The organism is Paenibacillus tepidiphilus, from assembly GCF_008635795.1.
GTDB lineage: Bacteria > Bacillota > Bacilli > Paenibacillales > Paenibacillaceae > Paenibacillus_AQ > Paenibacillus_AQ tepidiphilus.
Genome location: NZ_VWRQ01000013.1, coordinates 18953 through 44838, shown reverse-complemented (window position 1 = coordinate 44838; position 25886 = coordinate 18953). Strand labels below are relative to the sequence as shown.

21 protein-coding genes are annotated in these 25886 nt (G+C 57.3%); 13 read left to right on the top strand and 8 right to left on the bottom strand.

Annotation, left to right across the window (positions count from 1 at the left end; genetic code table 11):
* Positions 1–37 precede the first annotated feature (37 nt).
* Positions 38–2782: an aconitate hydratase AcnA gene (gene acnA, locus F1379_RS17085; protein WP_150271984.1), complete on the bottom strand. Its 2745-nt coding sequence runs from the start codon at positions 2780–2782 to the stop codon at positions 38–40.
* 244 nt (positions 2783–3026) lie between these two features.
* Between acnA and F1379_RS17080 the strand changes: the two genes are divergently transcribed.
* The 8 genes from F1379_RS17080 (at position 3027) to def (ending at position 9970) form a co-directional block, all read left to right on the top strand.
* Positions 3027–4058: an amidase domain-containing protein gene (locus F1379_RS17080; protein WP_150271982.1), complete on the top strand. Its 1032-nt coding sequence runs from the start codon at positions 3027–3029 to the stop codon at positions 4056–4058.
* 19 nt (positions 4059–4077) lie between these two features.
* Positions 4078–5169, top strand: coding sequence for a D-alanine--D-alanine ligase (locus tag F1379_RS17075; protein WP_150271979.1), 1092 nt, complete (start codon positions 4078–4080; stop codon positions 5167–5169).
* 50 nt (positions 5170–5219) lie between these two features.
* Positions 5220–5537 carry a hypothetical protein gene (locus F1379_RS17070; RefSeq protein WP_150271977.1) on the top strand — a complete coding sequence of 106 codons (318 nt, stop codon included), beginning with the start codon at positions 5220–5222 and terminating at the stop codon, positions 5535–5537.
* Positions 5534–6541 (top strand): UV DNA damage repair endonuclease UvsE, encoded by a 1008-nt coding sequence (gene uvsE / locus F1379_RS17065; protein ID WP_150271975.1) that lies wholly within the window; start codon positions 5534–5536, stop codon positions 6539–6541. Before F1379_RS17070 ends, uvsE begins: the two co-directional genes overlap by 4 nt.
* 143 nt (positions 6542–6684) lie before the next feature.
* On the top strand, positions 6685–7569 hold the full coding sequence (locus F1379_RS17060; protein WP_150271973.1) for an inositol monophosphatase family protein: 885 nt from the start codon (positions 6685–6687) through the stop codon (positions 7567–7569).
* Positions 7570–7584: 15 nt separating this feature from the next.
* Complete coding sequence (locus F1379_RS17055) at positions 7585–7845, top strand: hypothetical protein (protein ID WP_150271971.1); 261 nt, start codon at positions 7585–7587, stop codon at positions 7843–7845.
* Between the two features lie 138 nt (positions 7846–7983).
* Positions 7984–9261, top strand: coding sequence for a stalk domain-containing protein (locus F1379_RS17050; protein ID WP_150271969.1), 1278 nt, complete (start codon positions 7984–7986; stop codon positions 9259–9261).
* Between the two features lie 148 nt (positions 9262–9409).
* Positions 9410–9970, top strand: a complete 561-nt coding sequence (gene def / locus F1379_RS17045) for a peptide deformylase (RefSeq protein WP_150272243.1) — start codon at positions 9410–9412, stop codon at positions 9968–9970.
* 1185 nt (positions 9971–11155) lie between these two features.
* On the opposite strand, the gene F1379_RS17040 is transcribed toward def, so the two are convergent.
* The 3 genes from F1379_RS17040 to F1379_RS17030 all read right to left on the bottom strand — a co-directional run bounded on the left by F1379_RS17040 (position 11156) and on the right by F1379_RS17030 (position 14402).
* Positions 11156–11764 carry a hypothetical protein gene (locus F1379_RS17040; RefSeq protein WP_150271967.1) on the bottom strand — a complete coding sequence of 203 codons (609 nt, stop codon included), beginning with the start codon at positions 11762–11764 and terminating at the stop codon, positions 11156–11158.
* A gap of 169 nt (positions 11765–11933) precedes the next feature.
* Positions 11934–13250 (bottom strand): glutamate-1-semialdehyde 2,1-aminomutase, encoded by a 1317-nt coding sequence (locus F1379_RS17035; protein ID WP_150271965.1) that lies wholly within the window; start codon positions 13248–13250, stop codon positions 11934–11936.
* A gap of 99 nt (positions 13251–13349) precedes the next feature.
* Positions 13350–14402: an LCP family protein gene (locus F1379_RS17030; RefSeq protein ID WP_150271963.1), complete on the bottom strand. Its 1053-nt coding sequence runs from the start codon at positions 14400–14402 to the stop codon at positions 13350–13352.
* A 129-nt stretch (positions 14403–14531) separates the two neighbouring features.
* On the opposite strand from F1379_RS17030, the gene bcp reads away from it, so the two are divergent.
* The gene (bcp, locus tag F1379_RS17025) at positions 14532–14996 is read left to right on the top strand and encodes a thioredoxin-dependent thiol peroxidase (RefSeq protein WP_150271961.1); all 465 of its coding nucleotides are present in this window, start codon (positions 14532–14534) and stop codon (positions 14994–14996) included.
* Between the two features lie 124 nt (positions 14997–15120).
* The gene (locus F1379_RS17020; protein WP_239004715.1) at positions 15121–19404 is read left to right on the top strand and encodes a 2-hydroxyacyl-CoA dehydratase; all 4284 of its coding nucleotides are present in this window, start codon (positions 15121–15123) and stop codon (positions 19402–19404) included.
* Positions 19405–19483: 79 nt separating this feature from the next.
* Here F1379_RS17020 and F1379_RS17015 read toward each other — a convergent pair whose 3' ends face one another.
* Positions 19484–20170, bottom strand: a complete 687-nt coding sequence (locus F1379_RS17015; protein WP_150271957.1) for a DinB family protein — start codon at positions 20168–20170, stop codon at positions 19484–19486.
* Between the two features lie 137 nt (positions 20171–20307).
* Here F1379_RS17015 and F1379_RS17010 point away from each other — a divergent pair, with 137 nt between their 5' ends.
* Entirely contained in the window at positions 20308–20760 is a 453-nt protein-coding gene (locus F1379_RS17010; protein WP_150271955.1) for a MarR family winged helix-turn-helix transcriptional regulator, read from the top strand.
* Entirely contained in the window at positions 20757–22286 is a 1530-nt protein-coding gene (locus F1379_RS17005) for a DHA2 family efflux MFS transporter permease subunit (protein ID WP_150271953.1), read from the top strand. The genes F1379_RS17010 and F1379_RS17005 overlap by 4 nt, the downstream gene beginning before the upstream one ends.
* 120 nt (positions 22287–22406) lie before the next feature.
* On the opposite strand, the gene F1379_RS17000 is transcribed toward F1379_RS17005, so the two are convergent.
* Entirely contained in the window at positions 22407–22703 is a 297-nt protein-coding gene (locus tag F1379_RS17000) for a zinc ribbon domain-containing protein (RefSeq protein ID WP_150271951.1), read from the bottom strand.
* Between the two features lie 143 nt (positions 22704–22846).
* Complete coding sequence (locus tag F1379_RS16995) at positions 22847–23779, bottom strand: helix-turn-helix transcriptional regulator (protein WP_150271949.1); 933 nt, start codon at positions 23777–23779, stop codon at positions 22847–22849.
* A gap of 144 nt (positions 23780–23923) precedes the next feature.
* Here F1379_RS16995 and F1379_RS16990 point away from each other — a divergent pair, with 144 nt between their 5' ends.
* Complete coding sequence (locus tag F1379_RS16990; RefSeq protein ID WP_150271947.1) at positions 23924–25186, top strand: MFS transporter; 1263 nt, start codon at positions 23924–23926, stop codon at positions 25184–25186.
* A 19-nt stretch (positions 25187–25205) separates the two neighbouring features.
* Here F1379_RS16990 and F1379_RS16985 read toward each other — a convergent pair whose 3' ends face one another.
* A complete protein-coding gene (locus tag F1379_RS16985) occupies positions 25206–25874 on the bottom strand; it encodes a DedA family protein (protein WP_150271940.1) in 669 nt (222 codons plus the stop codon).
* Positions 25875–25886: the final 12 nt, after the last annotated feature.

Here is a 25886-nt window from a genome sequence, read left to right as displayed (position 1 = left end):
CCGGGGCTGTTGTTGTCATAAGTTGATTACAGAAGCATTACTCGACCGGCAGGGCCGATTCTGCAGTTGAAGCGTCCGCCAGCATCTGGCGCAGCACGGTCTGCAGAATACCGCCGTTGCGGTAGTAATCGATATCCACGGTGCTGTCCAGACGGGCAATGACCGGGAATTCAAATTGGGTGCCGTCCTCACGGGTGGCGGTTACCGTCAGCTCCTGGCCGGGCAGCACTGCATTGTCCAGTCCAGTGATGTTGAAGGTCTCGCGGCCGTTCAGGCCCAAGCTGCTCCAGCCGTAGCCTTCCTGGAACTGCAGCGGCAGTACGCCCATGCCGACCAGGTTGCTGCGGTGAATCCGCTCGAAGCTCTCGGCGATGACCGCCTTGACGCCAAGCAGAAGTGTACCCTTGGCGGCCCAGTCGCGTGAGCTGCCGGTGCCGTATTCCTTGCCGGCGATCACGACCAGATTCTGACCGGCTTGCTGGTACAGCATCGAGGCATCGTAGATCGACATGACTTCATCGCTTGGCAGGAAGGTGGTAACCCCGCCTTCGGTGCCTGGAGCGACCGCGTTACGGATGCGGATGTTGGCGAAGGTGCCGCGCATCATCACTTCGTGGTTGCCGCGGCGCGAGCCGTAGGAATTGAAGTCGGCACGTTCCACGCCATGACTGCGCAGATATTCACCTGCAGGACCGGCGGTAGCAATATTGCCGGCCGGGGAGATATGGTCTGTTGTGACCGAATCACCGAGCAGTGCGAGCACGCGGGCATTGGCGATGTTCTGGATATCGCCTACGCCATCTCCCAGGTTCTCGAAGAACGGCGGGTTCTGGATGTAGGTCGAAGCCTCATCCCACTCATACAGCTCGCCTTCCGGCACCGGAATCGCGTTCCAGCGTTCGTTCGCCGTAAAGACATTTTCGTATTTGCGGCGGAACATATCCGGGCTCAGTGAGAGTCCGATGGCTTCGCGGATTTCCGCAGAGGTCGGCCAGATGTCTTTCAGGAAGACCGGCTCGCCTTGCGGATCGTATCCGAGCGGCTCGGTTTGCAGGTCGATATTCACTGTGCCGGCCAGAGCGTAGGCCACCACGAGCGGCGGCGAAGCCAGGTAGTTGGCTTTGACCTGGGCATGCACGCGGCCTTCAAAATTCCGGTTGCCGGAGATAACGGCAGCAACTGTCATGTCATTGTCCGCAATTGCCTGGCTGACTTCATCCGGCAGCGGGCCGGAGTTGCCGATACAGGTGGCGCAGCCGTAGCCTGCCAGATAGAAGCCGAGCTGTTCCAGCGGCTTCAGGAGGTCCGCCTTCTCCAAATATTCGGTAACCACCAGCGAGCCTGGTGTAAGACTGCTCTTGACATAACCCGGCTTCGTCAAGCCGCGTTCGACGGCTTTCTTGGCGAGCAGGCCGGCTCCCAGCATCACGCTTGGGTTGGAGGTGTTGGTACAGCTTGTAATGGCCGCTATGACGACGGCGCCGGTGCTGAGGGTGCTCTTGGTGCCATCCTTGTGGCTGACTTCGACCTTCTCCGCAATCTTCTCGTCGCTGAGGCCATAGCCGCCTTGGGCAACAGGTGTGCGGATAATGCCTGTGAAGTTCTCTTTCATTTGAGTCAGCTCGACACGGTCCTGCGGACGCTTCGGTCCGGCAAGGCTCGGTACGACCGAAGCCAGATCCAGCTCGATGGTATCGCTGAATACCGGATCAGGCGTGTCTGCGGTGCGGAACATTCCCTGAGCCTTATAGTAGTCGCCGACCAGCTGAACGAGCTCATCCGGACGGCCGGTACTGCGGAGGTAAGCCAGGGTCTCCTCATCTACCGGGAAGAAGCCGATGGTTGCGCCATACTCCGGCGCCATATTGGCGACTGTGGCGCGGTCCGCCAGGCTGATGTTGGCCAGTCCCGGGCCGTAGAATTCGACGAATTTGCCGACAACGCCCTTCTTGCGCAGCATCTGGGTAACGGTCAAGGCCAAATCGGTGGCTGTAGCGCCTTCGATCAGGCTGCCGGTGAGCTTGAAGCCGACCACATCCGGTGTTACAAAATAGAGCGGCTGTCCGAGCATGCCAGCCTCCGCTTCAATGCCGCCCACGCCCCAGCCTACTACGCCAAGGCCGTTGATCATCGTGGTGTGGGAATCGGTTCCGACGAGAGAATCCGGATAAACATAGGTCTCGCCGTCTGTAGTCTTGGTCGCTGCTACCGAAGCGAGGTATTCCAGGTTAACCTGGTGAACAATTCCGGTCGCCGGAGGTACGGCGCGGAAGTTGTTGAACGCGGTCTGCGCCCAGCGCAGGAAGCGGTAACGCTCTTCGTTCCGTTCAAATTCCACGTTCATATTATATTCAAGCGCCTCGGCTGTGCCGAAGGCATCAACCATGACGGAGTGGTCGATAACGAGGTCTACGGGAACCAGCGGGTTGATCTTCTTGGGATCGCCGCCGGCCTTCTTGACCGTATCGCGCATGGCGGCCAGATCGACAACCACGGGAACGCCGGTGAAATCCTGCAGGACAATCCGTGCAGGAATAAAAGGGATTTCCTTATTGCGGTCAATGCCGCCGGCCCAGCCGGCGATCTGCTTGATATGCTCTTCCGTAATCGCCCGGCCGTCGTATTGGCGGACCGCCGCCTCAAGCAGTACCTTAATTGAAAAAGGCAGAGAGGAGATCGTTCCAATTCCCTGCTCTTCCAAAGCATCGAGATGATAGTAGCGGTAAGTCTTGCCGCCGGACTCCAGACTGCGGGTCAGCGAATAAAGATCTTTGCTTGGCATATATGCGCCTCCTTGTTTCATCTGGTGAAACTTCATTTCAATATTTCGAATAATTTAAGTATAACGGTTACAAGAAGGGGAGTAAAGGTTTTTTTGCTGTCACTAGACCCATATTTACCTGACCGGCACCGCCGGTGAAAGCCTGCCGCCAGCCCTTGCGAATCGGGCGGATGCCGTATAGCTGCGGAATTTGCTTCATATACATAGGACAGCAGCCAAACAGGAAAGAAGGGCGGGAAATCAAGTGGAGCAGGAATGGAAGCAAAGTCTCTATGCGTATGTGGATCAGGTGAATAAAGGGCGGGTTGCCCCGGGTACGGAGCCGCGCCACTCTTCCGTTAAGGACCCCCGCTTCCTCGTGGCGCAGGGCGAACGTTCCCGCCGCTTGGCCGAATGGTACAGCCGGAGGGGAATAACGCCGCTGCGCGGGGAGACGGGAGTACGGACGGTACGGACGGTGCGGCAGAATCCTTACGAGGTCGTGGCCGATGTGGCGCTGCACAGCGCCTTGTATTATGAGAAAGGCGGAATCTCCCAGCGCGAGGATGTGATTGATTCGGAGCGGCTGACCTTCGTGCGCGGGCAAGCGGGCTGGGAGATCGCAACAGTGGAACGGAGCGTTCCTGAGCGCAATTCACTGCGCCGGCCCCTGCAGGCGGAGCCCGCGCTGCGCTTCTCCAAGTGGGGAGAGCCGCTGGCCGAGCCGCAGCCTTCGCAGCCGCTCCTGAACCGTAAGGTTCTGCGCGGGGGAAGCGCCGGAGCCAGAGAGGTACGCTACCGCCGGGAAGAGGCGGCAGCCTATGCCGACCGCTGGTGGAAGGACGGGAATCCGGAGTTTGAAATTTTCGAGGTGGACTGCACCAACTATGTCTCCCAATGCCTCTTTGCAGGGGGAGCGCCGATCCACTATACTGGTAAAAGAGAAACGGGCTGGTGGTACAAAGGTTATAACGGAGCCCAGGAATGGTGGAGCTACAGCTGGGCTGTCTCCGACAGCCTGCAGCGCTATTTGAGCGCGGTACGTCCAAGCGGGCTGCGTGCCGAAGCCGTGGATCGGCCGGAGCAATTAATGCTCGGTGATGTAATCCAGTACGATTGGGACGGCAACGGCCATTATCAGCATTCGACGATTGTGACCGCCTTCGATGCAGAGGGCTTGCCGCTGGTGAACGCCCGGACGGTCAGCAGCCGGCACCGCTTTTGGGATTACCGGGATTCCTATGCCTGGACCGACAAGACGGCCTACCGTTTTTTTCATATCAATGACTACTTATAATTCGGAAAGAGGTTAAGGCATGGGGAACGCAAAATGTACCGTGGGATTGGTATACGGCGGCAAATCGGGAGAGCATGAGATTTCGCTGCAGACCGCCTTTGCGGTGATGAATGCATTTGATTACACCAAATATGAGATTATTCCTTTTTATATATCCCGTGAGGGATTGTGGCAGACCGGCGCAGCGCTTCAGGCGCCCTACAGCAATATTGAACAGCTTAAGCTCTCTGGTGCCTCCGGCGATACGGGTGCGGCACTGAATGCGGTATTTGCCGGACTGTCCGGCGCGGACCGGAGCATTGACGTGATGTTTCCGCTGCTTCACGGCACCAACGGCGAGGATGGCACGATTCAGGGCTTGTTCGAGATGGCGAACATTCCTTACATCGGGGCCGGTGTGCTGGCTTCGGCAGCGGGTATGGATAAGGTTGTGATGAAGAAGCTGTTCGCCGAAGCCGGACTGGAGCAATGCGGCTACTGCTATTTCAGCGCCTCTGCCTGGAAGCGCAAGAGCCATGAGCTGATCTTTGGCATTGAGGATAAGCTGGGTTACCCTGTATTTGTGAAACCGGCCAATCTCGGCTCCAGTGTCGGCATTTCCAAGGCGAACGACAAGGAAAGCCTGATCAAGGCTGTAGAGTATGCTTTCCGCTACGACACCAAGGTCATTGTGGAAGAATTCGTCGATGCCCGCGAGGTTGAAGTGGCTGTTCTTGGCAATGAGGAACCGGAAGCCTCCGTTCCGGGTGAAATCGTCTCTTCCGGAGAATATTATGATTACGCAGCCAAATATATCGACGGCAAATCGCAGATGCTGATCCCGGCACCGGTCGATCCCGAGGTGGCAGACCGCCTGCGCGAGCTGGCCATTGCCGCCTTCCGGGCGATTGAGGGCAGCGGGATCACCCGCGCGGACTTCTTCCTGCGCAGATCCGACAACAAGATCCTGATCAATGAAGTGAACACGATGCCGGGCTTCACCCCTTACAGTATGTATCCGCTGCTGTGGCGGGAGACCGGTGTCTCCTATCAGGTACTGCTGGACCGGATGGTCGAGCTGGCGCTTGAGCGGTACCGGTTCAGACAGAGCCTTATTTTTGACAAAGAATAATATCTCATCATTGTGCGGCGGGGCTTCCGGCCGGAAAGGAGCAGGGAAACATGGGATTTCAAACGGAATTTAACTCGGTCTGCAAATTCAAGAATGAACAGGAATTGTACGAACTGCTGGAATACGGACGTACCAAGATGGTCAAACAGGGCTTCCGTGTATATCCTACCGGCCAGAAGGTCATTGCTTATACGCCACAGAATACTGCTGTGGCGATTGTCAAAATCTCCGCCTCCATCGCGGAAATCAATTTTCAGGGCGATGAGGTTACCGCGGTCGAGATGGAGCTGGTCCGCAAGCTGAATGAAGAAGAGTCCCGCGTACAGACGGCACTCGCCGAGGAAATGTTCTTCGGTGAACAGAAATGATCGTCCGCTTCGGCTATGTTGCGATGTCGACTGTCATCAAAGACTGCTCGCCGTCCAAGACGATGACGATGGCGAGCTTCAGCAAGCTGGACGACCGCGAAGCCGGAATACGTAAGCTGGAGAGCATTGCGAAGCAGAATCTGCACAATACACTGCGTCTGCTGCGGCATAATGCCGCTTCCGATATTAGGGTGTACCGCCTGACCTCCAAGCTGATTCCGCTGGCAACCCATCCGGACTTGGCGGACTGGAATCCGTTTGCGGCACTGGCGGCGGATTTTGCCGAGGTGGGCGGCTTCATACGAAAACATCGAATGCGGGTATCCTTCCATCCCGATCATTTCACGGTGCTCAGTACACCGCGGCCGGAGGTGCTGGCCAGCTCCGTACGCGACCTGCAGCATCATACGGACATGCTGGCAGCTTTGGGGCTCCCCGCAACCGCCAAGAACAACATTCATATTGGCGGAGCTTACGGGGACAAGCCTGCGGCGGCAGACAGGTTCCGGAAGCATTTTGCCGGGCTGCCGGCTTCATTGCAGGAACGCATGACGCTGGAGAACGACGATAAGACGTTCAACGCGGTGGAGACGCTGGCCGTATGCCGTGAACTGGGAGTGCCGATGGTGCTCGATATCCATCATCAATGGGTTAACAATGAAGGGGAGCTTCCCTGGGAGCTATGGCCGGACATTCTCCGGACCTGGGAGAGCAGCCTGGCGAGGGCGGATCTTGCACCCGGTGAGCAGCTGCCGCCGAAGATCCATGTGTCCAGTCCGCGCAGCCCCTCCGATCCGCGCAGCCATGCCGACGGCGTAGAGCCGGCGCCTCTGCTGGCTTTTCTAAGACGCATTGCGGCCGATACGCCGGCGGTGGATGTGATGATCGAGGCCAAGGCCAAGGATGGCGCCCTGTTTGAGCTGATGGAGGTTCTGAAAGAAACGGCGCAGAGCAGCAAGGGAATAACGGTGTTAGACGGGGCCAGCATCAATATTGAACCATAATCTGCGCGAAACGTGGAGATAGAGGCCGAATACGGGCCAAGTTCCGACTTGATAAGCGCTGCAAAATAAGGTACGTTGAATGAAACTTATGGCAGCAGTTGTTCAACAGAGGCATATATGCTTGAGGAAAGCGGAGTGAAGAGATGAATTCTGTAAATCCTGAGAACCGGAAGGAACGGGAGCCCTATGTGGTGACGAGCAAGGGCTACACCGCTGTGGCGATCAATGCGGCGGCCAAGGCGGGGGAATGGATCAAGAGCAGACAAGGCCAGGTGAAGGAGTTGGGCAGCAAGACGTCGGCCCAGGATCTGGTCACGGAAGTCGATAAAGGCGTGGAGCAGATGATCCGCCGGCTGATCCTGACCCATTATCCCGACCATGCTATCCTGGGGGAAGAGGGCGTCGAGCCGGGGGCAGACAATGTTGCTTTTGCCCTGGAAGAAGCCCGGAAGCATGACTATCTATGGATTGTCGATCCGATTGACGGCACGACCAATTTCGTGCACGGTTTTCCGTTCTATTGCGTATCCATTGCGCTGGTCGCGAGTGGAGAACTGACCGTCGGCGTGATCTATGATCCGATCCGCGATGAGATGTTCGTTGCGGAGAAGGGCAAAGGAGCCTATATGCACGGCATTCCCGCAGCCGTATCTGCGGAGCGGGAGCCGGGCAGCAGCCTGATCGCCATGGGCTTTCCGCCGGACCGCGTGTTCGCCCAGCCGGCGAACATGGCGGGTCTGCAGCAGATTCTCCCGCAGGTCCGCGGTATCCGTGCCGGCGGCTCTGCCGCCCTGCATCTGGCTTATGTAGCCATCGGCCGCGTTGACGGCTATTGGGAGGTCGGGCTCAGTCCATGGGACTGTGCAGCAGGTGTACTGCTCGTGCAGGAATCCGGTGGCCGGGTTACGGACACGCTGGGCAAGCCGTATGATATCGGCACCCGGCATGTAGTGGCGAGCAACGGCGGCATTCATGATTTTCTGGTGACTTCGCTTGGCGAAGCGAAGGGCACGGGATTTGAGTCTTAAGGAGGGCCATGGCCGATGAGTGAACGGGAGGATCTGGAGCGCAAGCTGAGCGAACTCCTGGAGGATGGAGCGATGGAGCAGGAGGACCGCAAGGCGAAGGAGCGCCGCCAGATGTCTGCGCCATACGAGATCCGGATTCAGACTACGCTTGACCCGATTGTGGAAGAGACACTGCGCTACCGCAAGATCGCGGCTGAACTCGATGACCGTTACGATAAATATCTGGAACGGGCCACCGGGAAAGGCAGCAAGGCGGAGCCGGAAGACAGGCAGTAACCGGAGAGCTTCTGTCCGGAAGGTCAGGCAGATATGCTGTAAGGCTGAAGGGCGGTTTCCCGCAGGGCGGGAAGCCGCTCTTTTGCGCGGGCCGGGCGGATGATAGAATGGAAGTATCACTTTTTTGGGAGGGGTACGATGCAGAGCGGTTGGAACAAAATGATCAAGGCCGGTGTCAGCAGCATGCTGCTGGCAGGATTATTGGCCGGAGCGGGAGGCGGTACTGCCGGAGCCGCTGCGGCGGCGGAGCAGGACGTCTTTCGCATCGTAGCGCTGGGAGATTCGATTACGGCCGGATATGAGCCGGGGATGACGGATGTGACTGTGAAGCCTTACGGGTATGCCGAGAGACTTCTGGAGCAAGGCTGGTATCATGGGAGAAGCGCAGTCAGCAATTATGGCATACTCGGTCTAACCTCGGAGGGCCTGCTTCATTACACCGGAGCGATTAAGGAAGGGGTTGCAGCGACGGCGGAGTCTATTCAGGCCGGCTTGCCCGATCCGCGCATCGCTGCGTTCGCAGCGGCGGTCCCGCAGGTGAAGACGGAGCTTGCGGAAGCCGATCTGATTACAATAACCATAGGCGGCAATGATGTGAGCAGTCTGTTCCTGCATGCCAGAGAACTGGCGGAGGCCGATTTCCAGGCGCAGCTGACGCAGCGTCTGGCGGATTATACCGTTAATGTGAAAGCGGCGCTGGATAATATCCGTGCTGTGAATCCGCAGGCCACCATTCTTCTCGCTGATCAGTATCAGCCGGCGCCGAAGATTGCAGCCAAAGAGGTTTATCCGAAGCTGATGGAGGCTGCCGCTGATTTTACCGAGGTTGCCGAAGATCTGGTGGCGGGAGTGAACCGGCCGGATGCTCCGGTAATGCTCGCTCCGGTGGCTGAGGCGTTTGCCGGCAACGAAATGTACCTGACTCATATCTTTACGGCGGGCACACCAGATTTCCACCCGACCCAGCAGGGGTATGAGATGATAGCCCGGGTATTCTCCGAAATGCTCTGGGGTGAATACAAGAAGCCTTCCGCAGCGGCACTCGCATCTGCCTCCGCGCCAATGTCGATTGTGGTGAAGGGCATAGAACTGAATACACCGAACAAGCCAATCCTCAGGAACGGCCAGAATTTCCTCGCCCTCCGGGATATTCTGAACGCCATGGGGGCTACCGGCAAATGGGACAATAGGACCGCCAGCGCCACCGTTGTATACGGAGGCCGGACCGTCGTTATTACTATCGGTGCCAAGACGATGAAGGTGAACGGTGCCGATGTGGCGCTCGATACGCCGGCTTTCCTGCAGAAGGTGGGCAAAGAGGATAAGACTTATCTGCCGCTGGCTGCCCTGGCAACCGGTCTCGGGTTCGACGTGAATTACAGCAGCAAGCTGCGGACGGCGTTCATCAATCCGTAAAGCTGCATAGAAATGAAGTAGTAGTGAACGATCTTGCCGGGCGGTTTGCGGACTAACCGTTCCAGGGCAAGTGAATACGCGCCTGTATGGCAAAGGTGGATGAAAGCAGTTGTCAGAAGCAAAGTATAAAGCAGGTTACATTATTACCATGGATGATATTTTACGGGAGGGCGATCCTGTGCTCCGCAGCGTGGCGGAGCCGGTTAAGCTGCCGCTCTCTTCGGAGGACCGTGAGACGCTGGAGTGCATGATGCAGTTCCTGAAGAACAGCCAGGACCCGGAGATGTCGGCCAAATACAAGCTGCGCTCCGGCGTCGGCCTGTCGGCGAACCAGATCGGGGTATTGAAGCGCATGTTCGTCATGTTCTCCAACGACGAGAAGGGGCGGATTGTGGAGCATGCCTGGGTCAATCCCAAGATCATCAGCCATTCGTTGTCGATGGTCTATTTGCCTGAGAGCGAAGGCTGCCTGTCCGTGGACCGGCCGGTGCAAGGCTTTGTGCCAAGGTACGAGTCGGTTAAGGTCAAAGGCTACAATCAGGACGGCAAAGAAGTGACGATGAAGTTCAAAGGCTATCAGGCAATCATTATCCAGCATGAAATGGATCATCTGGACGGCGTGATGTTCTACGACCGCATCAATGAGGAGAATCCGTTCAAGCTGCCGCAGGGCGTAGACATCCGCAGCCTGTACGACCAGAAGAAATAGGTTGCGTGCCGATAGTACAGTGCAGTTTAGGTTACGTGCCGATAGGACGGTGTAGTGTAGGATACGTGGCGATAGTACAGTGGATACGTGCAGATAGGATAGTGGATACGTGCCGATAGGACAGTGTAGAATACGTGCTGAAAGTACCGTGGATACGTGCAGATAGGACAGTGTATTTATTGGTCTTGCTGCCGGCTGCGTGGGGAAGGACGCAGGAATTACGCACAGGGACTAATGTGTGGGAGCTGCTATTGCAAAATGAAACTGAAACCGCCCTGGTCATAAATCGACCGGGGCGGTTGTTTGCGTTTGAAGTACTGCATGGGCGAACAGGGCAAATAGGGTAAACAGGGCAAGTACGGTGAATACGGTGATAAGGTAAATAGGACGAGCAGGGAGACGGGCGCAAAATTGAAATCGCGCTCAGAACTGGTAGTGAATTACGCACACTTTTCCGTGTGGGTCGTTGAAAGGTACGAGACGTACTTGAAATGGTTGGCCTGTAATGTTATCCGGTATCTCATCGTCACGTCAGTACCTGAATGCTGTAGATGTAACTTCGATTCGCAGAGGGAGCGCGGTTCGTACCCTGTATCGCGTATTTACGCGTGGCCGGGCGACAACAACACAGTACCGGCTGACAATCCTAAGTGTAGGCGAAAAACCGAACACAATGGGCTTCCGTGAAGGTAAACGAAGCAAATGTAGGCGAAAAACTGACCACAATGAGCTGCCGTAAAGGTATACGGACCCAATGTACTCGAAAAACCGACCACATTGGGCTTCTGTGAAAGTAAACAGACCAATTGTAGTCGAAAAACCGACCACAATGGGCTTCTGTGAAGGTAAACGAAGCAAATGTAGTCGAAAAACTGACCACAATGGGCTTCCGTGGAGGTAAACGAAGCAAATGTAGTCGAAAAACCGACCACAATGGGCTTCCGTGGAGGTAAACGGACCGATTGTAGTCGAAAAACCGACCACAACTCCGACTATAGTCTGCCCCGCGAGGGTATCCGCCATTGTATACAAATAATTCGAACAGGACCCCCAAGCCATGCCTTACCCGTGAGACGGGATGAACTTTAAAGTATACATAATATTTGCCCGAATGAGTTGGCGGAAATCCACTTCGGAAGCTGAACCAGCGAACCGGCCGAACTGACCGCCCGAGCTGACCGCTGCTTATTCGAAATCCACCTGTTGATTCAATTTAATCTCCGTGTAGCGCTGCATGAACGTCAGTCCGCCGGGAACCAGCGAGAAACAAATGTCCTGAAGATCGGATGGGAGCGGAGGCGATACCGCAAACTGCAGCTGAGCCTTGGGTCCGCCGCTGTGACCGCCATAATGCTGGACCTCATACCCGGTGCCTCCCTCTACGACCAGGCTCAGAGCGGGGCTTAGGCTCACCTCTTTCTCGCTCGCCTTTAGGTAAGTGAACTGCACCGACACAATACTGAATTCACTGTACTGCATCGCATGGGTAATGGCATACTCTACGTCGGACTCTACCGCAATCTTCATAATAGGCAGTACGCCCTGCAACGGACCGTTGTCCTCTCTGATCCGGATTCTGGGCAAAGCGGCGACAATTCCTCCGAAGCTATGCGTGATTTGCTCCGCATCCATTCCGTAATGCTCGGCCCACTCCTCGATGATCTCCTGCTTCGGAAAAAAATGCCGGCCGGCCGTAAGCTCTCTGCGCTGCATAATCAGCTGCAGGATTTGTTCATCCACCGCTTTGACCTCATCATTGTAGCCGCCGGATTCCCCTCTGACTGTTGTCCACATGTGAACATCCTCCTTCGCCTTGGCTTGTATCCTCTCTCCAGCATACCTGATTTGGAATATTATCTCAAAATATGCTCAGCAGACTGGGGGCAAGAAAGCGAAAGCTGCATCAGCCACAAAAAACAGCCCGCCGCAATCACTGCGGCGGGCCGGACTATTCAAGGAATATTTATCTCTCCGCGGCCATGGCGCGGAAGGAGGCTTCCGCCGCCTCCAGCGTGGCGTCGATGTCGGCATCGGTATGTGCCGTGGTCAGGAACCACGCCTCATATTTGGACGGGGCCAGATTGATGCCGCGGTCCAGCATGTGGCGGAAGAAGCTGGCGAACAGCTCGCCGTCCGTATCCTGCGCTTCATCATAGTTGGTCACCGGATGCTGGCAGAAGTGGGTCGAGAACGCGCCGCGGATGCGGTTGATCGTCAGCGGGATGCCATGGGCATCGGCTGCGGCCTGCAGCCCTTCCGTCAGCCGGATGGCGAGCCGCTCCATCTCTTCGTACACGCCTTCTCCGCGCAGCACCTCCAGGCAGGCGATGCCCGCCGAGATGGAGGCCGGATTGCCGGCCATGGTGCCCGCCTGATAAGCCGGGCCGAGCGGCGCTACCTTCTCCATGATCTCCTTGCGGCCGCCGTAGGCGCCGATGGGCAGGCCGCCGCCGATGATCTTGCCGAGGGCGGTCAAGTCGGGCACGATGGCCTCGTGATTGTCGAGCCCGGCATAGGTCTGCGTAGAGCCGTAGTGGAAGCGGAAAGCGGTGATCACCTCGTCATAGATGACGAGGGAGCCGTTGTCGTGCGTGAGCTGGCACAGGCCCTCCAGGAAGCCCGGCTGCGGCATCACCATGCCGAAGTTGCCGACAATTGGCTCAACCATGACGGCGGCGACATCTTCGCCCCAGGTTGCCAGTGCTTCGCGCAGCCCGTCCAGGTCATTGTACGGCACCGTAATGACTTCCTGGGCGATGCTGCCGGGAACGCCGGCGCTGTCGGGAATGCCCAGGGTGGACGGGCCGGAGCCGGCCGCTACGAGCACAAGGTCGGAGTGGCCGTGGTAGCAGCCGGCGAACTTGATGATCTTGCTGCGCCCGGTATACGCACGGGCGACGCGGATCGTGGTCATGACGGCTTCCGTGCCGGAGTTGACGAAGCGGACCTTGTCCATGGAGGGAATGGCTTCCTTCAGCAGCTTGGCCAGCTTGATCTCCAGCTGTGTCGGCGTGCCATACAACACGCCATTCCCGGCAGCCTCGGTAATTGCCGCCGTAATATGCGGATGGGCATGTCCGGTAATAATCGGCCCGTAGGCTGCGAGATAATCAATGTATTCATTGCCGTCCTCGTCCCAGAACCTCGCGCCGGCCGCACGTTTCATGAAGACAGGCGCTCCGCCGCCGACGGCCTTGAAGGAGCGGGAAGGACTGTTGACTCCGCCGACGATATGCTGAAGGGCCTCCTGGTATAACTGCTCAGATGTGCTGCGATTCATTATGTATCATCCTCTCTAAAGTAGCCGCGGCGCAAGGGAACGGGCGAACCGCGGTCCATCCCGCTGTTCGCCCGTCCATCATGCCCGGCTGAATATTATTTACTCGGTTCCTGCCGAGGCAGACGGACTGCTGCCCGGTGATGCTTCCGGAGAAGGCGTCGGCTCAGGCTCGGTCATCGTTTCTTGTACAAATTCCTGCAGCGCCTCTTCGCTCTTGAAGCCGATAACGGCGGAACCGCCGCGGGTCGTCTCTTCGGTCAGCAGGCTCATCGGCGGAATCTGCTCGCTGCCGCCCATCGAGCTGTCATAGCCGACGGAAGCAAGCTTGACCATATCATTAACCGACAGATTGGTGTCAACAAACGGCACTACCTGCGACAGGATATCCGGCAGCTTGAGCAGCGAGGTTGTGCTGATGACCTTGTCGGCAACGGCCTTCAGGAAGCCGCGCTGGCGTTCGGTACGGGTGAAGTCTGAAGTAGCATCATGGCGGAACCGCACGTATTGCAGCGCCTGGTTGCCGTCGAGATGCTGGAAGCCCTTCTTCAGATCAATATCATACTCGGGACCGTCGGCCTTGGTCTTGTAGACCATATCCTTTTCGACTTCATAATCGACACCGCCTACAGCATCCACAAGCTTGATGAAGCCCTGGAAATCCGTGTAGACATAATATTGAATCGGAATGCCGAGCAGGTCGCTGACCGTCTGCATCGCCGTATTCGGACCGTGCGTAATTGCCGTGTTAATCCGTTCCTTGCCGTACTCCGGGATATCCACATAAGTGTCGCGGAGAATGGAGAATACATAGAACTTCTTCTTCACGGGGTCAAGCGCGGCAACGAGCATCGTATCTGAGCGCGGCACTTCGCCTTCCTTCACGCCCCGGGCATCGACGCCCATCAGCAGGATGTTGACCGGTTCGGTGCCTTCCCATTTCGGGGGCTCGGAGGCGGGTACTGCAGCGCTTGGAATATTGGCAAAAGGTGAATCCTCGCCGCTCTTCTGCAAGTCGTCAAGCTGATTGTAAATTGCGGCAAAATAGTATGCCACCCCGCCGATAATCAGGAGGAGGATGATGGCCAAGGTCCAAAGCAGCGGCTTCTTCTTCGATTTGCCGGCTTTCGCGTGTCGTTTCTTTCTTGGTGGCATTTCGTTCGTCCTTTCGCTTTCACATTCTCTTCATTATAATTTCTTTTAGGAATACAAGCAATTTCGGAATATTTCGCCAAAAAATTTAGCTTGTTCCGCAAATCCACCTTTTATAGGAGAGAACTTACCATGAGCCAGATTCAGATCGGGCAGTCTGTACCTGATTTTACGCTGCGTGCCGCTGCAGGCGGAGAGATTACCCTGAGTGAATACCGCGGGCGTAAGGTGCTGCTCTATTTTTATCCGAAAAGCATGACCCCTGCCTGTACCCAGGAAGCCTGCGAATTCCGCGACGCCCATGATACGATTGCCGCCAAAGATGCGGTCGTCTTCGGCATTAGCCCCGACAGTCCGGAGCTGCAGGTTAAGTTTGCCGCCAAGCACAGTCTGCCCTTCCCGCTGCTGTCCGATGAGAATCATACCGTGAGCGAGCTGTTCGGCGTATGGCAGCTGAAGAAATTGTACGGCCGTGAATTCATGGGTATCGTCCGCTCCACTTTTCTGATTGACGAAGAGGGGAAGCTGGCCGCAGCATGGCGCAAAATCCGTGTTAAAGGCCATGTGGACGCTGTCTTGGGAGAAATCGTGAAATAGACAGTATGATGCGGAGCAAAAGCATCTGTCTGTTACATTTTTAACAGCCTCTATCCGGCGTCGTCATGATATAGTTGCCTCATATTACTTTAAATTTTGAGCAAGGCATGGTGATGGCATGACAATTCTGCGCATCGGACTCGACGTCGGATCAACTACAGCCAAACTAGTGGTTATGGAACAAGATGCTATTCTCTATCAGGACTATGTCAGACATTATAGCGATATAAAAAAAGCAGCCCTTTCCCTTCTGTCGGATGTGCGCGGCAGGTTCCGGGATCGGGAGGCAGCACTTACTGTAAGCGGTTCCTCCGGCTTGTCTCTGTCCAAGCTTGGAGGAGTTCCTTTTGTTCAGGAGGTAATTGCCTGTACCAAGGCGATCAGCGAGCTCATTCCGGGCTGCGATACGGCGATTGAGCTGGGCGGAGAGGACGCCAAAATCATCTACCTCAGCGGCGGCATCGAGCAGCGGATGAACACGGCCTGCGCGGGTGGCACGGGTGCGTTCATCGACCAGATGGCGGCGCTGCTCCAGACGGACCCGGGCGGGCTGAACACGCTGGCCGAGAAGCATGAGCGCATCTATCCCATTGCCTCGCGCTGCGGCGTATTCGCCAAGAGCGATGTACAGCCGCTGCTCAACGAGGGGGCGCGCCGCGAGGATGTCGCCGCCTCGATCTTCCAGAGCATCGTCAACCAGACGATCAGCGGTCTGGCCTGCGGCCGGCCGATCCGCGGCCGGGTCGCCTTTCTCGGCGGCCCGCTGACCTTTCTGCCTGCACTCCGGCAGCGGTTCGCAGAGACGCTGGGGCTGAAGGAAGAAGAGGTGCTGTTCCCGGACCGCTCGCAATATTTTGTGGCCATCGGCTCGGCACTGTCGCAGAAGGACCCGCTGGCGCTGCCGCTTGCGCTCTGGATCGACCGGCTGGCCGCCGTTGATTTCAGCGCCGACCGGGCCGAGGACGCCGAGCTGCCGCCGCTCTTTGCCGCGCCGGAGGACCTGGCGGCGTTCAGAGCGCGTCATGGCCAGGCTGCGGCTGCACGTGCTGAGCTGGCGGACTACCGGGGCCCGGTGTACCTTGGCATCGATGCCGGCTCGACGACCACGAAGCTGGTCGTCACCGGCAAGGACGATGAGATTCTCTACACCTTCTACGGCAGCAATAAAGGCAACCCGCTGCAATCCGTGACGGATGCGCTGAAAGAGATTTACCGCCTTCTGCCTGAAGGGTGCTACATAGCGGGGGCTTACGCGACCGGTTACGGCGAAGGCCTGGTCAAGGCGGGTCTGCGGACCGACGGCGGCGAGGTGGAGACGGTCGCCCACTACAAGGCGGCTTCCAAATTCATGCCGGAAGTCGATTTCATCCTTGATATCGGCGGCCAGGATATGAAATGCATCAAGATCCGCGGCGGGGCCATCGACAGCCTGATGCTGAATGAAGCCTGCTCGGCGGGCTGCGGGTCGTTCCTGGAGAGCTTCGCCTCTGCACTGGAGCTGCCTATCGCAGACTTTGCGAAGGAAGCGCTGGCATCGGCGAAGCCGGTGAACCTCGGCTCGCGCTGTACCGTATTTATGAATTCCAAGGTGAAGCAGGTGCAGAAGGAAGGGGCATCGCTGGCCGATCTCTCGGCCGGGCTGGCCTATTCTGTCATCAAGAATGCGCTGCAGAAGGTCATCAAGATCCGCAATCCCGAGGATCTGGGGCGAAATATTATTGTGCAGGGCGGAACCTTCTACAATGAAGCGGTACTGCGCGCCTTCGAGCTGCTGACCGGCAGAACGGTGGTGCGGCCGGATATCGCCGGTGTGATGGGTGCCTACGGCTGTGCGCTGATTGCCCGGGAGAATGCGGGTGAGCACGGCTTCAGCACGATCCTTGGTCCGGATGAGCTGGAGACCTTCCAGTATTCCGTATCCCCGGGACGCTGCAGCCTGTGCGCCAACAACTGTGCACTGACGATCAGCCGCTTCCCCGACAAGAGCTTCCACGTCACCGGGAACCGCTGTGAACGCGGCGCGGGCGGCAAGAAGCAGAAGAACAACCTGCCGAACCTGATGCAATACAAATATGAACGGTTCTTCGATTATGAAGGCTTGGCGCAGGAACAGGCGGTGCGGGGTACCGTCGGCATTCCGCGGACAATGAACATGTTCGAGAACTATCCGTTCTGGCATACCTTCTTCACCGCACTGGGCTACCGGACTGTCCTGTCGCCCAAATCCAGCAAGAAGCTGTTTGAGAGCGGCATGGACACCATTCCCTCGGAATCCATTTGCTATCCGGCGAAGATGGCCCATGGGCATGTGCAGAGCCTGATCGGCCAAGGGGTGGATTTCATTTTCTACCCGGCGATTGTCTATGAGAAGAAGGAGGACACTGCGGCGACGAACCATTTCAATTGCCCGGTGGTTGCCTCCTATCCCGAAGTCATCCGCAACAATATGGACGGCCTGAAGGAGAACGGGGTGCCGCTGGTCAGTCCGTTCCTGACCTTCGATGACATCGGCGCGCTGGTTAAGGGATTAAGCAGGAGCTTCACGGAAATTCCGCGCGAGGAGATTGCTGCAGCGGTGCAGGCAGGCCTTGCCGAAGCGGAGCAGGCGAAGAGGGATCTCCGCAACAAGGGCGAGGAAACGCTGGACTTCCTGACGGCTACCGGCACCAAGGGCATTCTGCTCTGCGGACATCCTTATCATGCCGATCCGGAGATCAACCACGGCATCGCCGACATGATCACCGGTATGGGCCTGGCGGTGCTGACCGAGGATGCGGTCTGCCATCTGGACCGCAGCGAAGGCGATACGTCGGTGGTGAACCAGTGGACCTACCATGCGCGGATGTACCGGGCGGCCCGCCTTGCCGCAGGCCGGAACGATCTGGAACTGGTGCAGCTTACCTCGTTCGGCTGCGGCATCGACGCCATTACCTGCGATGCGGTGCAGGAGATCATGGAGAGCCATAACAAGGTGTATACGCTGATCAAGATCGACGAGATCAGTAACCTGGGAGCGGCCCGTATCCGCCTGCGTTCCCTCCAGGCGGCCATGCGCGAACGCGAGAAGAGCGATGTGCAGCCGCAGCTGCTGTACAGGAATCAGCCGATTGTACCGTTTACCAAGGAGATGAAGGAGACTTACACGATACTGGCGCCGCAAATGTCGCCGGTGCATTTCGAGCTCTTCGAGCGGGTCTTCCGTGACGCCGGCTACCGGCTGAAGGTACTGGAAACGACCGGTCCGCAGGAGACCGAGGAAGGTTTGCGCTATGTCAACAACGATGCCTGTTATCCGGCGATTGTCACCATCGGGCAGATTCTGTCCGCGCTTAAGAACGGCGGCTATGATCCTGACCGTACAGCGGTGATCATGTCGCAGACAGGCGGCGGCTGCCGGGCAACCAACTACATCTCGCTACTGCGCAAGGCGCTGAAGGACTGCGGCCTCGGCCAGATCCCGGTCATCTCGCTGAACGTATCGGGGCTGGAGTCCCAGCCGGGCTTCAAGATCAATCTGAAGCTGGCCAACAGGCTCATTGCTGCCGCCTGCTACGGGGATCTGATGATGCGGCTGATCAATCACTTCCGGCCATACGAGGTGATTCCGGGCAGCGCAGAAGTGATCTACCGCCGGGGGATGGAGCGCTGCAAGGCCAGCCTGTCGACCTTCTCGTTCCGGGAATATAAACGCCTGATCCGGGAGATTGTCGCCGATTTCTGCCGTCTGCCGGTGACGACCGCCGAGAAGCCGCGCGTCGGCATCGTCGGCGAGATTCTGATCAAGTTCCATCCGGACGCCAACAACCGGATCATTGAGATGATCGAGGCGGAGGGCGGGGAAGCGGTGATGCCGGACTTCCTTGATTTTATCTTTTACTGCGTCTATAACCCGATTTACAAGGCGGAGCAATTCGGCAAGAGCAAAACGCTCGGGTACATTAATCCGATGCTGATTTCCTATCTGGAAATATACCGCAAGCCGGTGAAGGTGGCTCTGGAGAAGGCGGGCCTCGCCAAGGGGCGCGAGACGATTTACGGTCTGGCCGAGAAGGCGAGCCGGCTCGTGTCCGTAGGCAACCAGATGGGGGAGGGCTGGTTCCTGACAGCAGAAATGATGGATTTGCTGGATAATGAAGTGAATAACATCGTCTGCATCCAGCCGTTCGCCTGTCTGCCGAACCATATTACCGGCCGGGGAATGATTAAGGGGCTGAAGGAGCTGTACCCCGGCGCAAATATCGCGGCCATCGACTATGACGCCGGTGTCAGTGTCGTCAACCAGGCCAACCGGATCAAGCTGATGATGTCGATTGCCAGCGGAGCTGTCGGCGGCGGCAGCGAAACGTCCCTCAAGCCGGGGCTACCCATCAAACCGGCGGTGGCCGGTGTGCTGGGCAGCGGGATTTAAACAAAGACAAGAGCGGGTTACGGAGATGGCTCCGGCCCGCTCTTTTTTTGCCGCGATGAATGTGGTGCAGCAGCAGGACTTATTTCTGAACCTTCTGCTTGATGCGTCCTGCTTTGTTCAGATGCACCAGGTTATGGCGGGTAGCGGGCATCAGAATCAGACCGGCAATCGTCTTGCCTGCCCAATAGTCGAGCAGCCATTGCTCCGAGTCCTTGACGGCTCCTTCCTTGGCCACGCGGGCAATCCGTTCCGGCTCAACCTTGCTCTTGAACGCCTCCGGCGCCAAACCGCCGATAATCTCCCGGGTCCTCACCGCGACTGCCCTCCGGTAAGCCAGCAGAGCCGGAATATCCACCGCTTCACTGAAATCCGCGACCTCGGGCCCGGTCATTCCGTTTCCCGAATGGGTAAACTCTGTCCCCAGGCTTGCGGCAAAATGCTGGACAAGCAGCACCTGTCCGCTGTCTGCGGCCAGCATATTCATCGTTATATCTTCGACCCGGGCGCTGTGCCACAGATGCCAGACGACGGAATTGCTGCTGCCGGGTGTGCTTACAGGATAAAGCCGCATCGTGTCCTCGGAAATATTCTTGAGCAGTTCATCCTCGAAGTTCCACTCCTCTGCACCATCTTCGCCCGAGGCATACAAGGGGGCGTGCAGATCCAGAAACAGGTTCACAGCACCTGCATGAGCCGCAGGCTTGTTCAGCATAGCCGTCAAGGCTTTATGTCTGTCGTTCCAGTTCTTCTTTTGTTCAGGCTGCAATTCACAACACCACTTTCACGTAATTTCAGAAACTTTCAGCAACTGATTGACCATGAATTAAATAAATAGTAAAATAATTAAATAATAAAATAATTCGCATACGAAGTAATTTTTATTACAGCAGGCGAGGGTGAACGATGGAAGAGAAAGAGCGGCAAATTGATAAAGTGATGTCTTCGTTCCGCCGTGTAAATCATGTCTTTCAGCAGATGGTGCGGCAGGATGCCGAGCATTTGAGTGTAAGCTCCACACAGCTGATGGTGCTGCGCAAGCTTACGCTTTGCCCCGATATTGGTGTATCCGAGCTGGCTGAGCTGCTGCATTTGGGCAATAGTGCCGCCAGCGGCATCGTGGACAGGATGGTGAAGTCCGGCCTGATTACAAGGCAGCGCTCGGAGAGCGACAAGCGGAGCTGCAAGCTGGCGCTGACAGAGAAGGGGCTGGAAATCAGGGACCGCAGCCGGGAATCGGTCAGAAGACAGCTGCAGCCGCTGCAGCTGATGCCGGAGGACGAGGTTGCCGAGCTTTTACGGCTGCATGAAGCCGTGATTCAAATTTTGGAGCAAGGGAGAGAGCAACGAAAGCTATGAGTACAATATCTGCGAATACGGCTGCGGATAGCCGGACGATCCGCAAAGGGCCAATTATTGCTGCGCTGCTGATCGGTGCCTTTGTGGCACTGCTGAACCAGACGCTGATGAATGTAGCGCTGCCGAAAATGATGGAGGACCTGAATATTCTCGCCAATACGGCGCAGTGGCTGACCACCGGATTTATGCTGGTGAACGGTGTGCTGATTCCGGTCAGTGCCTTTCTGGTCGAGAAATTCACCACCCGGCAATTATTTACCACGGCCATGGTTCTGTTCTCAATCGGTACGCTGGTCTGCGGGATCGGGACCGGCTTCGAATTTATTATGGTCGGCCGGGTGATCCAGGCCGTTGGGGCGGGCATCCTCATGCCGCTGATGAACATTGTGTTCCTGCGCATCTTCCCGATTGAAGAGCGGGGCAAGGCCATGGGCCTGATGGCGGTGGCCATGGTCTTTGCACCGGCTGTAGGCCCGACTCTTTCGGGCTGGGTCGTGCAGAACTATTCCTGGCGTGTGCTGTTCTTTATCGTATTGCCGCTGGCGATTTTCTCCACGCTGCTGGGGATGAAGACGATGCAGAATGTCGGCACCGTATCTTCGCCGAAGCTGGATAAGACCGGAGTGATCTTCTCGACGCTGGGCTTTGGCGGATTGCTGTACGGCTTCAGCGATGCCGGTACGGACGGCTGGGGCAGCGCAACGGTCATTTCCTGCCTGGTTCTGGGCGCACTGGCTCTGGTGCTGTTCGTATGGCGGGAGCTTAAGGCGGAGAATCCGCTGCTGGAGTTCCGGATTTTCCGCTATAATATGTACACCCTTACGACAGTAATCAATATTGTAGTAACGATGGCCATGTACGCCGGTATGATTCTGCTGCCGCTGTATCTCCAGAACATCCGCGGCTTCACGCCGATGGAATCCGGGCTGATGCTGCTTCCGGGCGCGATTCTCATGGGGATTATGTCTCCGATTACCGGGATGATCTTTGACAAGGTCGGCGCCCGCTGGCTGGCGGTAATCGGCCTTGCGATCACAACCATTACGACATGGGAATTCAGCCAGATTACGGATTCAACGACGTATACTCATCTGATCCTGACGTACACGGCCCGGATGTTCGGAATGTCGATGCTGATGATGCCGATTATGACCGCCGGCCTGAATCAGCTGCCGCAGCGCCTTAACTCGCACGGTACGGCTATGGCCAACACACTGCGTACCGTTGCCGGTGCGCTGGGGATGGCCTTGTTCGTCAGCCTGATGACCAACAAGACCACCAGCGTAGTCACAGACGCCGTAATGAGCGGCGCGGTCTCGCAGACCGATCAGGCGGCGATGGGCACACTTAAGCAGGAGGCGATGATTACCGGCATTACCCATGCTTTTGATGTGGCGACCTGGGTAACCGTTGTTGCCTTCGTGCTGGCCTTCTTTATCAAGAAGACTTCGCCGCAGGCCGATTTCGCTGAACAGAAGGAAGAGACGGCGGCCCAGCCGCAGCCCGTTAAATCGCAGCGGGCCTAAGCAGGCCAGCTTAATCGAAGGGACTATGCGCTTCCCCGTACTATGGGGGCATAGTCCCTTTTGGCTTATGTGGAATGAACAGGTCTTCAGCGCTGCATGTTTTGCCTGCCAATAAACGGCTTATTCGGCGGTCTTCAGGGTACTCCAGCGCTTCAGATGGGGCAGGCTATCGGCGAGAATCCGGCGGGCGGCCGCCTCTTCCATGCCCTCATGAACCATAATCCGGGTACAATCCTCTGTCATCTCCTCAAGCGTAATCCCCGGCTGCTTGAACGCTCCGTTCTCATAGCAATACAGACAATAATCCGCATTCTTCGTACCGTCCTGTTCGCTTCCCAGCAGCTCGCTGCCTGTCATCGGCATCCCGCAGCTTTGGCAGAATACAGTTTTCTCCGCCTGTGTACCGGCTGTTTCCATAATGAACACTCTCCTTGGCTTCATGTGCAGGGCGCTTGGCCCTGCCTACAGAATCAAGTATAACCATGTTAACTTGACAGCCTTCGGTCAGGTTCAAGACAGCGCCGGCAGAAAAGTTCAGCCAATCCTCTGCTCTGCCGTTTCTACCGGTACTTCGCCGCAACACCGGCAGCCAGCTCCCCCAATCTGTGCCGGACATGCTCCGGTTCGAGCACTTCCATCAAGGTGCCGAAGCTCAGCAGGAATCCATACAGCCAGTTGTCCTCCGGATAGTGGACAGCTACGGTATATCCGCCGCGCTCGTCCTGCTGCAGCTCTGCAATATCGAAGTAATCCTCGGCGAGATGCCTGCCCGCAGGTAGGAACCGGAGGAGAATGCGAGTGGTATTGCGGATGTCCTTCCAGCCGTCGCCCCAGGGCAATTCATGCAGCGGAAGCTCCTGCCTCTCGAAGCTGTCCGAACCGGCGGCGAGTGATTTCATGCGGTGCAGCTTGAACATCCGGAAATCCCGGCGTCCGCGGCAGAAGCCGTACAGATACCAGGCCTGCCCCTTATGCACCAGCGTGTAAGGCTCCACCGTCCGCTGGCTGCTTGCACCCCCGGCGTTTACATATTCGAAGGTTACAAGGACATTCTCCTCCAGCGCTTTTTTGAGCAGCGTCAAGCGTTCTTCAATGATCCCCTGCAGACCCCATGGTGAAAAGTCGACAATCAGCTGGTTGGTTTTGTGCCGGAAGGCGGCGGTCTGCGACGGAGGAATGACGCTGCTGATCTTCTCCATGAGAAGGGTATGGGCGCCCCCGCCGTAAGAGGAGATGCTTTGCAGACCGGTAAAAATATCCGCCAGCTCCCGCTGGGTCAGCAGATTGCGGTCCAGGCGGTAGCCTTCCATGAGGCCGATGCCGCCGCCCGCCCCCTGATAGGTGACCACGGGAATGCCGGCTTCGTTGATGCTTTCAATATCGCGGTAGATGGTCCTCACGGATACCTCGAACATATCGGCCAGCTCCTTGGCCTGAATCAAAGGTCGGTTGATCAGCAGAATGACAATGGAGAGCAAACGGTCGATTTTCACGGACGGGCTCCTTCTTTCATGAATTATAGAATAGCCTTATCTGATCCCATCTTAGCAAATGGGCAGAAATAAAGCATTGCCTTTGTATATAAATTCGATTAATATCTAATTAGATATTTATAAAATAACCTTGGAGTGAGATTTATGCACGCAGTTCTGAACCCGGCTACACCTTCGCGGGGATACCCCCGTTTATTTCTGACCGGTCTGGTGAACGGTATCGGCGACCGCTTCAGCAGCGTCGCGCTGCTGGCGATGATTCTGCAGCTGACGGGCTCGGGAATGGCTGTGGGGATATCGCTTGGCCTGCGGGTGCTGCCCTATCTGTTTATGGCCCCGCTCGGCGGGCTGCTGGCCGGCAGGCTGCCGCGCAAACGGATTATGATCGCTCTGGATGTGCTGCGGGCTCCTGTGGCGCTGTCCCTGATCCTGGTGGATGGCACGGAGAGGTTATGGCTGGCCTATGTGGCCAGCTTCCTGCTGGCCGCCGGCGAAGCGGTATACAGTCCGGTGCGTAAATCATCCATACCGCTGTTTGCAGGACCGGACCGGCTGCTGCGGATCAACAGCCTGGAGCAGCTGATGAACGGCTGCATCCTGATTGTGGGCGCGTTTGCCGGCGGGGTGGTGTCCTACTGGTTCGGGCCGGAGACCGCTTTCGTGCTGAACGGCGTGTCGTTCCTGCTGGCGGCGCTGCTGCTGGGAGGCCTGCGGTTTCCGGATCATAAGGAGTCGCCTGAAGAGAAGCCGGAACCCCGGGAGAACATCTTAGAAGGGCAGGCGGGAAGAGGAGTGCCCGCCTGGAAACGAAGCCTGAGGTGGCTGGCCGGAGGCAGTCTGGTGCTGCAGGTTGTCATCGGCTATGAGCTGCTGGTCCCGCTGTTTAACGGCTGGGACAACGTGCTGATCAGTGTGTACGCGGTGGAGGTGTTTCAGGCGGGAGATGTTGGCGTCGGAGCCTTATATGCTGCGCTGGGCATCGGTCTCAGCCTTAGCGCGCTGGCCGAACGCCTGCTGCGGCGGAGGCTGCTCGCCGTGGCGCTTGCCGGACTATTGCTGGAGGGGGCGCTGCTGATGGGGATCAGCCTCAGCGGCAGCCTGTACTCCGCCTTTGGGCTGTACATTCTGCTGGCGCTGTGCGGCGGCATCGGCGGCGCCTGTCTGGATACGCTGATGATGCGGGAGACTCCGGCAGCGCTGCAGCCGATGCTGTTCGGGATGCTGGCGGCTGCAGGGAATACGCTGATGGGGCTGTCCATGCTGACGGCAGGCTGGCTGCTGGAATACCTTGAGCCGCGGAGTCTGGGTTTTGCCGGCGGCGCCTGCTTTGCCGGGATTGCGCTGCTGCTTGGCACGTACGCGCTGGTACACAGCAGACGGCGGCGCTCCGCCTTATCCAAGGCATAGGCGCAGCGGGGAGGAGCGCTTATCTTTCCTTCGGGGACCTGTTCGCTCCCGCCTTTGCTCTTGTAACGCCCCTGCGCCGCTGCAGCAGCAAGCCGAGCTTGCCACGGTAACGGTATATCACAAGCAGGGCGGCAAGCGCAGCGGCCGCCGAAATGATCCATAGGGCGTACAGCTCGAACAGATGGAAGATGCCGAGCCATTGCGGGCCGAACACCTTGCCGATTCCCAGGAACAGCAGCACCCACAGCAGCGCCCCGCCATAGGCATAGGCTGCGAATTTGCGGAAGGGAAGAGCGATAATGCCGGCGAAATAGCCGGTGAAATGCCGGACCCCGGGAATGAAATAACCGATGGAGATCAGGATGCTGCCGTACCGCTCGAACCAGCGTTGTGTCTTCTCAAGCTTAACGGGCGAGAAGAGAAACCATTTGCCGTAGCGCTGGATAAACGGCAGTCCCGCCTTGAGTCCGATCCAATAGGTGAGGGTCATTCCCGCAGTTGTGCCGGTAAAAGCAACTGCGGCCAGCGCCGCAAAGTCCAGTCTTCCGGTATAGGAGAGAAAGCCGGCGTACGCCATGGTCGTTTCTCCCGGAAAGGGCAGCGCCACGAACTCCAGCAGCAGTCCAACGAACAGCACGCTGTAGCCGTATGAGGCAAACAGCTCCTCGATCCATTTCAGTATTTCCATAACTATGGTTCA